General features: G+C 77.6%; 4 protein-coding genes. 1 reads left to right on the top strand and 3 read right to left on the bottom strand.

Annotated elements, in window-relative coordinates; all coding sequences use genetic code 11:
- Nucleotides 1-2,037 (top strand): LuxR C-terminal-related transcriptional regulator (locus F8274_RS29965; protein WP_370518292.1); only part of this gene is annotated, 2,037 nt, incomplete at its 5' end.
- Here F8274_RS29965 and F8274_RS29970 read toward each other — a convergent pair.
- The 3 genes from F8274_RS29970 to F8274_RS29980 form a co-directional block, all read right to left on the bottom strand.
- A complete protein-coding gene (locus tag F8274_RS29970; RefSeq protein ID WP_151465702.1) occupies nucleotides 1,976-3,115 on the bottom strand; it encodes an oxalate decarboxylase family bicupin in 1,140 nt (379 codons plus the stop codon). The genes F8274_RS29965 and F8274_RS29970 overlap by 62 nt on opposite strands.
- Nucleotides 3,116-3,237: 122 nt before the next feature.
- On the bottom strand, nucleotides 3,238-3,732 hold the full coding sequence (locus tag F8274_RS29975; RefSeq protein ID WP_151465703.1) for a hypothetical protein: 495 nt from the start codon (nucleotides 3,730-3,732) through the stop codon (nucleotides 3,238-3,240).
- Nucleotides 3,733-3,804: 72 nt separating this feature from the next.
- On the bottom strand, nucleotides 3,805-4,397 hold a 593-nt coding region (locus tag F8274_RS29980; protein WP_225854040.1), incomplete at its 5' end, for a heme-binding protein.

Raw genomic sequence — 4,397 nt, forward strand, 5'->3', positions numbered from 1 at the left:
GGGTGCCGGATGACCGAACCGACGCCGGTGGCGCCGCACCACGCCCCACCGTCGACCGCCGCCGAGCGGGCGGTGGCCCGGGCCGCCGCGCTCGCGCCCGGCCCCTGCCCGCTGCCGCAGCTCGCGCGGCTGTCCGGCCGGCCGGAACCGGAGGTCGCCGACGCGGTGGCCACGCTCACCGCCCGCGGGCTGCTCACCGACACCGCCGGCGGGCTGACCGCCGGGCGGCTGCTCCGCGAGCAGGTCGACGCCCTGCCGCCGTCCCTCCTGGGTCACCTGCACCGGCGGGCCGCCGAGGTGCTGGCCGGCGCCGATCCGGGTCGCGCCGCCGGGCACCTGCTGGCGGCGGTCCGGGCCACCGGCCAGGCCGATCCCGCGCTGGTCGACCGGCTCGTCGCCGACGGCGCGGTCGACCCGTCGGCCGGGGCGGACCTGCTGCTCGCCGTGCTCCCCGGCGCCGGCACCGGAGAGCGCAGCCGGTGGCTGCTCGCGGCGGGCGACCTGCTCGTCCTGGCCGGGCGCGGCGACGAGGCCGTCGACCTGCTCGCCGCCGAACTGGCCGCCGACCGCGCGGGCGCGACGGACCGCGCGCTGCTGCTCGGCCGGCTCGGGTCCTGGCAGGCCGGCGGCCGGCCCTCGGCCGCGCTCGACCAGCTCGACCGGGCCCGCCGCCTGGCCGGGCCCGAACAGCACGCCTGGCTCGCCGCCACGGCGGCGGCCGTGGCCGCCCGGGCCGATCACCCGCGCGCCGACGCCCTGCTCCGCGAGGCCGGCCGGGCGCAGGCCGCGCACCCGTCCGCCCGGGCCGGCGTACGGCTGGCGCTCGCCCGGGCCGCGCGGGCGCTCGCCCTCGGCGCGGTGCCCACCGCCGGGGACGTGCTGGCCACCGTGGACCCGGCCCGGCCCGCCCTGCGCGCCGAGGCCGCCGCCGTCCGCGCCGAGCGGATCGCCGTGCGGCTCGCCCTCGGCGAGTACCCGGACGCCGCGACCGCGGTCCGGGCCGCGTACGACGACCTGCCCGCCTCCGGCACCCCCGCCGTGCTCGCGCTCTCCTGCCTGCGGATGCTGGCCGTGGGGGAGCTGCCGGAGGCCGAGGCACAGGCCCGGCTGGCGCTGGACCGCCCACCCGGCCCGCTCACCGACGAGGTACGCGCCGCGCTGCTCTCGGTCGTCGTCGAGGTCGCGTACCGGCTCGGGCGTCCCGCGGCGGCCCGGACCGTGCTCGACCGGGAGCTTCCCGACCACCCCTGGCCCGACCGGATGCCATGGGCGCTGCTGCGCTGCGCCGCGGCGGCCGATCCCGAGCCGCTGCGCCACCCCGAGCTGATCCGGTGCGCCGCCGCCGACGCGGCCCGGTCGGTGCGCCCGCTGCTGCTGGTCGCCCAGCACGGCCCCCGGCTGGTCCGGGCCCTGCTGCTGCTCGGCGACGGGAACCGGGCGCGGGCCGTCGCCGACCGCCTCGCGGCGGTGGCCGAGCGGACCCCCGTACCCCTCTGGCAGGGGCTGGCCGGGCACGCCGGCGCGCTGGTCCGCCGGGACCCGTCGGCGCTGCGGGCGGCCGTGCGGTCGCTGCGCGCCACCGGCGCCGGCCCGGCGCTGGCCGACGCGCTGCTGGACCTCGCCCGCTCGCCCCGGGTGCGGCTGGCCGAGGCCCGGCCCGCCGCCCAGGAGGCCGCGGCGCGGTACGGGCGCCTCGGCGCGGCCGGCGACCAGGAGCGGGCCGAGCGGTGGGACCGGCGGCTCGCCGCGACCCGCCGCCGCCCGGCGCCCGGCCCGCCCGGGCACGGGCTGGCGGCGCTGACCGCCCGGGAGGCCGGCATCGCCGAACTGCTCGCCGCCGGCGCCACGAAACAGCAGGTGGCGGGCCGGTTGTATCTGTCCTTCCACACCGTCGACACGCACCTGCGCGCCATCTACGCCAAGCTCGGCATCCGCAACCGGGTGCAGCTCGCCCGGCTGTGGGACGCCCGGCCGGTCAGCGCACCACCGGACGCTTTTCCCTCGGCAGCGCCTCGATCATCTCGCGGGGCAGGTTGATGGTGTCGGCGATGATCTCGGCCGGCATGTTCGCCATCCACTGGGCCAGCGAGATGTCCTCGAACCGGGGCTTGCGAAACATCTCCAGGAAGACCAGCGGCTCGTCGCCCAGGTTCTCGATCCAGTGCCCGTAGGCGAACGGGACGTAGCCGACGTCGCCGGACTGGAAGTCGAAGGTCCGGGCGACGCCGGAGCTGGCGAACACACCCATCCGGCCGCGCCCGGAGATCCAGTACTGCCACTCGTCGTCGGTCGGGTGCCAGTGCAGCTCGCGCAGGCCGCCCGGTTCGATCTCCACGAGGGCCGCGCAGATCGCCGTCGACGCCGCGAAGTTGGTGGAGTCCACGATGCGTACCGTGCCGCCGGGGAAGCGCTGCGGGGCCTGGGCGTGCAGCCGGTGCTTGAAGGTGCGGGGCACGTCGCCGGTGGGGCTGACCACCCGGTCCTGCTCCAGGGGCGGCGGCACCTCGCCGGGGAAGATGTACTTCTCCTTCTCCGGCAGGCCGGTGAGCTGGTCGACGCTCCAGCCGAAGTTCTTGGCCAGCACGCTCCTCGGGGTACGCGCGAAGAAGTCGCTCATCAGGAAGGTGCTGTTCTCGGAGAAGCTGCCGTCGTCGAAGACCAGCAGGAACTCCACCCCCTCGCCGAGCGCCTGGATGTGGTGCGGGATGCCCTTGGGGAAGAACCACAGGTCGCCCTGCTGCATGTCGTCGAGGAAGTTGCGGCCCTCCTGGTCCACGGCGCCGATGCGGCAGCTGCCGTTGATCACGTACGCCCACTCGGCCTCCTTGTGCCAGTGCAGCTCCCGGTACGCCCCGGGCTCCAGCGCCATGTCGACGCCGGCCAGTTCGGTGGCGATGGGCAGCTCGCGCTGGGTCACCTCACGGGTCCAGCCGCCCCGCTCGATCCGGGTGTGCGCGTTGGAGAAGGAGAACCGGAGGTTGGGCACGGTGCCCGAGTCGGTGGCCGGCGACGTGAGCAGGTCCGGGTTCTGCCGGTCGAGGGCCACGTTGCGCGGCCCGCGGTCCGGTCCGCCCGCGCCCCCGCGCACCGGCTGCGGTACGGGTCGGTCGGTCATGGTCGGCTCCTTGGGTCGGTCGTGCGGGACACCGCGGATCGCGGCAGCACAGCCGATCCTCCGGCGGGACCCGCCGCCGGCACATGGCGCGATCGCGGGACCGCTCGCGACCTCCGGGACGGTCAGGAGTCCCGGTAGACCGGCAGGCCGAGGCTCCGGCGTACCTTGTCGGCCTGCGCGCCGCCGTCGTGGGCGGCGGCGGCCCGGATCTCCCGCATCAGCGCCGCGGCGCTCCCGGCCTCGGCGGCGAGCCGCCAGTGCCGCAGGGCCACGTCGTTCTCCTTGAGCAGCGCGGCGACCGGGGCCTGCGCCGCGGCCGGCCAGACGGTGGTGCGGAGCTGCTCGGCGTGGGCGGCGTTGGTGGTGGCGACCGTGCTGGCCAGGCCCCGCACGGTCCGCCAGGGCCGGCGCGCCTTCAGCGCCTCCTCCAGCTCCTCCAGCGCGGTGTTGTACGGCGCCACGACGGCCAGGTAGCGGCCCTTCGCCTCCTTCACGGTCAGCGGGGCCGGCTCGCTCGGCGACGGGCTCTCCCAGGCCGGCAGGGCGGTCGTCTCGGTGCCGCCGCCGCAGCCGGCGAGCAGCAGCACCAGGGCCAGGGCGGCGGACCAGCGGCGCACGGGGTCTCCCATCCGGTGGGCAGCAGGGTCACCGAGTCTAGGGGTGGCCCGGCGGCCTGTGCCGGCCGCCGCCTATTCGGCGACCGGGAGCACGACCTCGTTACGCCGCAGGAACCAGGGCTTCCACGGCGGGTCGTACCGGGCGTACCGGACGGCGCCCGCCGGGGTCAGGCCGGCGGCGGTGACCGCGCGACCGAGCGCGGTGGCCCGGCGGTCGAAGGTCCGCGCCGTCCACCGGCCGGAGAAGCGCATCGCCGCCGCCAGCTGTCCCGGGATCTCCCGGGTGGTGACCAGCGGGTCCGTCGGCTCGGGCAGGGTGGCCGGGGTGAAGTCCGCCGGCATCACGAACTGCACCACCCAGCTTCCCGGCCGGTCGCCCTCGACCTGCAGCACGGGGACGGTCATCGCGATCCGCTCCGCGCCGGCCGGCTCCGGCGGGGACGGCGCGGCCACCGGGGCCGCCCGGCGCGACCGGTTCGCACCGGAGAGGTACCGGGCCAGCGGCCGGAACGCCGCGCCGCCGGCGGACTCGAACGACCCGGCGACGCGGACCTCGGCGACCAGGTGGGCCGGGTAGCGGCGCAGCTCGAACCCCGGGTGGCGGGCCACCACGCGGTAGGCCTGCCGCTCGGTCATCCCGCCCTCCCGCCCTCGGTGGTCCCACC

This window comes from Micromonospora sp. AMSO31t (assembly GCF_008868175.1).
Classification (GTDB): domain Bacteria; phylum Actinomycetota; class Actinomycetes; order Mycobacteriales; family Micromonosporaceae; genus Micromonospora.

What these genes read in the sequence shown, in the direction of transcription:
- F8274_RS29970 (WP_151465702.1), bottom strand. Translation starts at nt 3,115, where the DNA reads ATGACCGACCGACCCGTACCGCAGCCGGTGCGCGGGGGCGCGGGCGGA.